The sequence below is a fragment of the Terriglobus sp. YAF25 genome (assembly GCF_052113305.1).
Lineage (GTDB): Bacteria > Acidobacteriota > Terriglobia > Terriglobales > Acidobacteriaceae > Terriglobus.
Window position 1 is genome coordinate 1 of the sequence record NZ_JBFRCY010000239.1, and the last position, 5,836, is coordinate 5,836.

A 5,836-nucleotide genomic window follows, 5' to 3' on the forward strand; every position below is an offset into this window, starting at 1 on the left:
GTGCGACGTGACCTCAGCGGCTAAAGCCGCGTTATTTGCCTGACTATTACGGCACGGCTGGAAGCCGTGCCCTTAAGCAAAACAAAAATCATCCTCAAGCCTTGGATCTCGCGATGGAGGAACGTCCGCTGAGTTCCAATACATATTTGTAGTGCCGCCTTAGACTTCGTTTCTCCGTTCGCGCAACGCGCGAATGCCTTGCTTAAGGGCACGGCTTTTAGCCGTGCCACATCAGAGCTGAACGATGTGCGGCTTTAGCCGCTGAGGGCTTTAAGAAAATTAACCAACTGCCGGTGGTACAAGCTGCCACTTCGTCCTCGTATAAGCGATACGGAAACCATTGCGTTCAGCATTACGCTGCGAGGTGCTGCCGGGCTCAGYCACCATCATGAACAGATCGCATCCCTGCGCACAGGCATGACGCATACGTGCATTGAGCAGCGCCGATTGAGCGCTACGCCGTCGCAGCGCGGGCAAAGTTGCAGAGCCGGCAAAGAGCGCTACACCGCCGTGCACATGCAGCACCGCCGTCGCCGCCGGCTCGCCATCGATGATGGCCAGAAAGCAGTGGGTATTCTCCCGGTTGGTCGAGATCTTTCCCATATCCAGCAGGAACTCACGAAACTCCGGATGGTCCGCCGACCAGGCATCCGCTCCGACGCGGCCCCAGAGCTCGGCCTCGTCCTGCTTCACAATGCGCACATCGACCACTGCCGGGATCTCGGGGCAATGTGCGGGCTGATACATCACACTGCTCATCTCGATCGGCTGATAGCGGCGTTTGCAGAGCCGTCGGTGCAGCGCGAGACCGGCTAGCGGTGAGACCTCGTGATTGGCGGCAGCACCGCGTGAGAAGAAGAACTCCTCCAACGCTTCGAGGCTCTTTTCGTGGCTATCCGGACTTGTGATGCCCAGGCCGAAGGTCTGGGTCAGTGGAGAGTCAGGCCCATCGAAGACCGCAATGGCGCCATGCGCCGCGTCCCAGGCGGTGCTGCTCTCGGGGTTCAGGCGTTTGCGGGTATGGGCGAAATCCAGGCAGGCATGGCCTTCGGCGAGCTCCAGCCGATGGGCGAGAGATAGGTCAGCAAACATTCGCTCCAGCATAGAGGCTTACGGATAAAAGGTTTACTGTACCGTCTGGACGGTATACTGATTCCGAGATGAGCAAGCGGGACACAATCCTTAAAAGTGCCGAGACGCTGATTCGCAAAGAGGGCTCACAGCAGTTGACCCTCGACCGCGTTGCCGAGAAGGCCAATGTCAGCAAAGGTGGTCTGCTGTATCACTTTCCCTCCAAAGAAGAGCTGGTCGCCGGACTGGTGGCGCGCACCATCGAGTACTTCGATCGCGATCTCGCGACAGCCAAGGCAGAGCTTCCTGACAGACCCGGGCGCAACACGCTGGCTTTTGTTCTGGCGTCACTCGAAGGCCGCTGGGCGCTGGATGCGGGCCTCTCCCCAGAGCGTCTGGACGTTTTTGCTTCGGCGATTGCCGCTGCCTCCACGGATATGAAGCTCGTCGAACCCATGCGTCAGGCTTACGCGCGCTGGCAGGCGTTACTGGAGAACGACGGCATTGATCCCATTACCGCGACGATCGTGCGGCTGGCGGTAGATGGCCTTTGGTTTACCGAGATGTTCGGCTTCGATGACGCCATCTGTACCGGCGAGCGCCGGGCACAGATTATGACGCGATTGAAAGAGATGTGTAACGCGGAACCGCAGCCGACATCCGAGCGTAAGAGCAGGAGAGGGAAGGCCTGATGAGAGAGCAGTTCGGCAGCGCCGCTCCAGCCATCGTAAGCGTCGGTAGTCTTGAATTAGAGCAACAAAGCGAAGAGCTTAGTCAGCAGAGCATCGCCCAGCTGGAGCAGCAGTTGTCGTTGACGGCCGAGGCTCTGCTGCGGAAGCAGCATGTCGACGGCTACTGGTGTGGCGACCTCACCGCAGACTCCACACTGGCCTCCGATTACGTGTTGCTGCAGCTATGGCTCTTCCCACCGAAGGAGGGCGGCGCGTGGACTCCCCCGCGCGCCCAGCGTACAGCGAAGCTCATCCGTTATCTGAAGGCCTGCCAGCTAGCCGACGGCGGATGGAATCTCTTCGCCCAGGGCGAAGCCGATGTGAATGCTACGGTGAAGGCCTATACCGCACTCAAGATCATGGGTGAAGAGGTGGGCTCGCCGTGTATGCGCACCGCTCGCGAGCGCATTCTGGAGATTGGCGGGCTGCAGGCATGCAACAGCTACACGAAGATCAACCTGAGTCTCTTCGGTCTCTTCCCTCGTGAGTTCGTGCCGACCGTGCCGGCAGAGATCATGATCGTGCCCGGCAGCTTTCTCTACGAGATGTCGTCGTGGACGCGCACTATCATCGTGCCGCTCTCCATCATTCAGGGATTGGGTGCCCAGCGTACGGCTCCCTTCGGTATGACGCTGCAGGAGCTGATCTATCCCGGCTCGCCGATCACGATGCCGCGCAAGGATCTCACCTCCGAGCTCTTTCTTCATGCCGACAAACTGCTCAAGCATTGGGAGCGCCGCGGTGTGCAGAAGATCCGCGGCCGTGCCATTGCAGCCGCCGAGCGATGGATGCTGGAACATCTGCAGCATTCCGAAGGGCTGGGCGCCATCTATCCCTCGATGATGTACGCCATCATGGCCATGGATTCTCTTGGCTATGAGCGCGACCAGCCCGACATGATCGAGGCGATCCGCCACTTCGATGATCTGCTGCTGGAGCGCGAAGACTCCATCGAGTTTCAGCCCTGTAAATCGCCGGTGTGGGATACCGCCATTGCTGCTTTCGCTCTTGGCGAGACCGGGGATATCGACCCCGATGCAATGACGCGCGCGGCCGACTGGTTGCTGCGTAAAGAGGTGAGGCGCAAGGGCGACTGGTCGGCGAAGCGTCCGAACCTTCGTCCCAGCGGATGGGCCTTCGAGTTCGCCAACGACTTCTATCCCGATATCGATGACACGGCGATGGTGCTGCTCGCGCTGCAGCATATCCGCGCCTCCAATCCCGAGCGCCAGGCACGTGCGGAGCAACGCGCGATCGACTGGCTTCTCGGCATGCAATCGGCAGACGGAGGATGGGCCGCCTTCGATGTCGATAACGACTGGCAACTGCTGAACAAGGTTCCTTTCGCCGATCACAATGCCATGCTCGACCCCACCTGTGCCGATATCACCGGCCGCGTGTTGGAGGCTCTGAGTAAGCGCGGTCTCGGGCCGAAGCATCCCGCAATCGTAAAGGGAGTGCAGTACCTGCTCAGCTCACAGGAACAGAATGGAAGCTGGTACGGACGCTGGGGCGTGAACTACGTCTACGGCACCTTCCTGGCGATGCGCGGTCTGATTGCCACTGGAGACGCCCGTGCGCATAGCGCAGTCGAAAAGGCGGCACGGTGGCTGCTGTCAGTGCAGAACGAGGATGGCGGCTGGGGTGAGAGCTGTGTCAGCTACGAGGTCGACCGCTTTGTTGCTGCACAGAGCACGCCCACCCAAACAGCATGGGCCCTGGTGGGATTGATGGCTTGCGGGAAAACCCGCTCATCGCAAGTGCAGAAGGGCGTGCAGTGGCTGCTGGATAATCAGCGAGCCGATGGTGATTGGGATGAAGCTCTGACAACGGGTACTGGTTTCCCCAATGTCTTCTATCTCAGCTATCACCTGTACCGGATGTACTTCCCGGCATTAGCACTGGCGACTTATCGCAAAGAACTCACGCGCCCTGCGCTGAGTGTTCAGTTCTAATCTCGGATGTAGCGGTCTCCGATCTACAGATCTTTCTCGAAGAGGTATGAGGTCTTCGTGCGCCGGTAGCCGTCACGTTCGTAGAAGGCATGTGCCCGTTCGCGTGTAGAACGCGAGGTCAGCATCATTGTCTTCAGGCCCTGCCGTCTCGCCCACTCTTCCGCATGGCGACATAGCAGCGCGCCGACACCTTTGCCACGGACRCTCTCGCTGACCACCAGGCCATCGATGCGGCCTTTGGGTGCCGTGTGCAGGTGCATCTCAGTGGAGAGATCGATGTATCCCGCAACCTGGTCTCCATCGCGGGCGACAAAGACAGCGCGTCCCGGCACCTTTGCCTGGCGCGCGATGCGTTCCGCGATCTCAGTAGGTGTAGTGGAATAGCCCAGCTCGCCTGCGAGCCGGGCTAGCTCGGTTGCGTCGTCTTCGGTGACAGGTCGGATCGTGATCATCGCCGAGCTGTCTTTACTTGGCCTTCCACTTGATGCTGCAGCCAATCGAGAACTTCTGGTTCGGGTCAGGGCGCTTGCCTGCCAGTACCATATCGATCGCCGCGCGCAGGTCCTTGCCGGTTACCGGAAGATCGTTGCCAAAGTCCTTCCGCCGCGGGCGGCTATCGTCCAGTTGACCGCGATAGACCAGCTTCTGGTCGGCATCGAAGAGGAAGAGGTCGGGCGTGCAGGCTGCGTCATAGCTGCGAGCGACCTCCTGCATTTCGTCATAGAGATAGGGGAAGGTCCAGCCATTGAGGCTGGCCTGCTCCTTCATGTGTTCGGGACTGTCTTCGGGGTACTGGCTGACGTCGTTGGCATTGATCGCCACGATGCCGATCTTGCCTTGATAGTCCTTGCCGATACGGCCCAGCTCTGCCTCGATATGTTTGACATACGGGCAATGCGGGCAGACGAACATCACCAGCAGGCCTTTGGCGTCTGCGCCAACATCATCGCGGCCAACGGCTTTGCCGGTGATTACATCGGTAAGCTCAAACGGCGGGGCAACTGTGCCCAGCGCCACCATGGTGGACGGAGTTCGGGACATGCGGCGATTTTACGCCGTTTGCTGGGTTGGTTCCGCCAGCAGCCAGCGCTCAATCGCTACGGCCGGCATGGGACGAGCGAAGTAGAAGCCCTGGCCGAGATGGCATCCCATCTCGAGCAGCATGTTCACGTGTTCCGCGGTTTCGATGCCCTCGGCAATCACCTGCAGGCGAAGCTTCTGGCCCAGAGCCACGACCGTTTTGGTCAGCGACAGACTCTGCGATTCACGATCCATGTCCGCAACCACGGTGCGATCGATCTTCACGCAGTCGAAGGGGAAGCGATGCAGGTAGCTCAACGAAGAGTAGCCCGCGCCGAAGTCATCGAGATGAATGCGGAAACCCGCATCCTTGAGCTGACGTAGCGCATTCAGGCCTGCAGCTTCTTCGTCCAGGGTGGCTTCGGTGACCTCAAGCTCGAGATCGTCCGCCTTCAGACGATGACGCTCCACGGCGGCGAGCAGCTCATCGAGCAGCAGGGGATCGTTCAACTGCCGACCCAGAAGATTGATGGAGACGCGCGTATGCGGTGTCGCAAGTCCGCTCGCCCGCCATGCGGCCAGCTGCCGCAGGGCCTGATCGGCAACCCAGTAGCCTACGGTGCGGACTTCGTTGCTGCGCTCAGCCCAGGAGAGAAAGTCGCCCGGCGAGATGGAGCCGACGATCGGGTTCTGCCAACGCAACAGGGCTTCATACCCTATGACAACGCCGGTCGCGCCTTCCGTCGGCTTCATGTCGATCTTCGGTTGAAAGTGAAGTGTCAACTCCCCGCGCTCCAGCGCCCGGGCAAGTCCACCCTTCATCGGGATATGCTCAGTATGGGGAGGATTTTCGTGTTTCATAACGTTCTTCATCGTAGGTCTCGCTAAGGGGCCCAGCAATGCAACTTTCCGGCTATTACCCTCTGGAAGAAGCTCGAAGTCCCATTTTTCAATAGGATGCAGGTACCTGCCAAGATCCGCCAAGCGGTGGAACAACAATTAGAAGGGCTTCCGCTCAAGCGGTTGCAGCAGGCGGCCGAAGTGCTCTCACAACGGTAC

General features: G+C 59.7%; 6 protein-coding genes. 2 read left to right on the forward strand and 4 right to left on the reverse strand.

Annotated elements, in window-relative coordinates; translation table 11 throughout:
- Nucleotides 1–279: 279 nt before the first annotated feature.
- The gene (locus AB4043_RS11775) at nucleotides 280–1,092 is read right to left on the reverse strand and encodes a GNAT family N-acetyltransferase (RefSeq protein ID WP_442307118.1); all 813 of its coding nucleotides are present in this window, start codon (nucleotides 1,090–1,092) and stop codon (nucleotides 280–282) included.
- 68 nt (nucleotides 1,093–1,160) lie between these two features.
- Between AB4043_RS11775 and AB4043_RS11780 the strand changes: the two genes are divergently transcribed.
- Together AB4043_RS11780 and shc are read left to right on the forward strand one after the other, a co-directional pair.
- Nucleotides 1,161–1,763 (forward strand): TetR/AcrR family transcriptional regulator, encoded by a 603-nt coding sequence (locus AB4043_RS11780; protein ID WP_442302300.1) that lies wholly within the window; start codon nucleotides 1,161–1,163, stop codon nucleotides 1,761–1,763.
- Entirely contained in the window at nucleotides 1,763–3,757 is a 1,995-nt protein-coding gene (gene shc / locus AB4043_RS11785; RefSeq protein WP_442302301.1) for a squalene--hopene cyclase, read from the forward strand. Before AB4043_RS11780 ends, shc begins: the two co-directional genes overlap by 1 nt.
- A gap of 23 nt (nucleotides 3,758–3,780) precedes the next feature.
- Here shc and AB4043_RS11790 read toward each other — a convergent pair whose 3' ends face one another.
- The 3 genes from AB4043_RS11790 to AB4043_RS11800 are packed head-to-tail and all read right to left on the reverse strand — an operon-like array spanning nucleotide 3,781 to nucleotide 5,638.
- Nucleotides 3,781–4,209: a GNAT family N-acetyltransferase gene (locus AB4043_RS11790; RefSeq protein ID WP_442302302.1), complete on the reverse strand. Its 429-nt coding sequence runs from the start codon at nucleotides 4,207–4,209 to the stop codon at nucleotides 3,781–3,783.
- Nucleotides 4,210–4,222: 13 nt separating this feature from the next.
- A complete protein-coding gene (locus tag AB4043_RS11795; RefSeq protein ID WP_442302303.1) occupies nucleotides 4,223–4,798 on the reverse strand; it encodes a thioredoxin family protein in 576 nt (191 codons plus the stop codon).
- Nucleotides 4,799–4,807: 9 nt separating this feature from the next.
- Entirely contained in the window at nucleotides 4,808–5,638 is an 831-nt protein-coding gene (locus tag AB4043_RS11800) for a putative bifunctional diguanylate cyclase/phosphodiesterase (RefSeq protein WP_442302304.1), read from the reverse strand.
- Between the last annotated feature and the right edge of the window lie 198 nt (nucleotides 5,639–5,836).

Bases quoted from the DNA above. Each gene is read 5' to 3' on its own strand.
- AB4043_RS11780 (WP_442302300.1), top strand. From the start codon at position 1,161: ATGAGCAAGCGGGACACAATCCTTAAAAGTGCCGAGACGCTGATTCGC.
- shc (WP_442302301.1), top strand. From the start codon at position 1,763: ATGAGAGAGCAGTTCGGCAGCGCCGCTCCAGCCATCGTAAGCGTCGGT.
- AB4043_RS11795 (WP_442302303.1), bottom strand. From the start codon at position 4,798: ATGTCCCGAACTCCGTCCACCATGGTGGCGCTGGGCACAGTTGCCCCG.
- AB4043_RS11800 (WP_442302304.1), bottom strand. From the start codon at position 5,638: ATGAAACACGAAAATCCTCCCCATACTGAGCATATCCCGATGAAGGGT.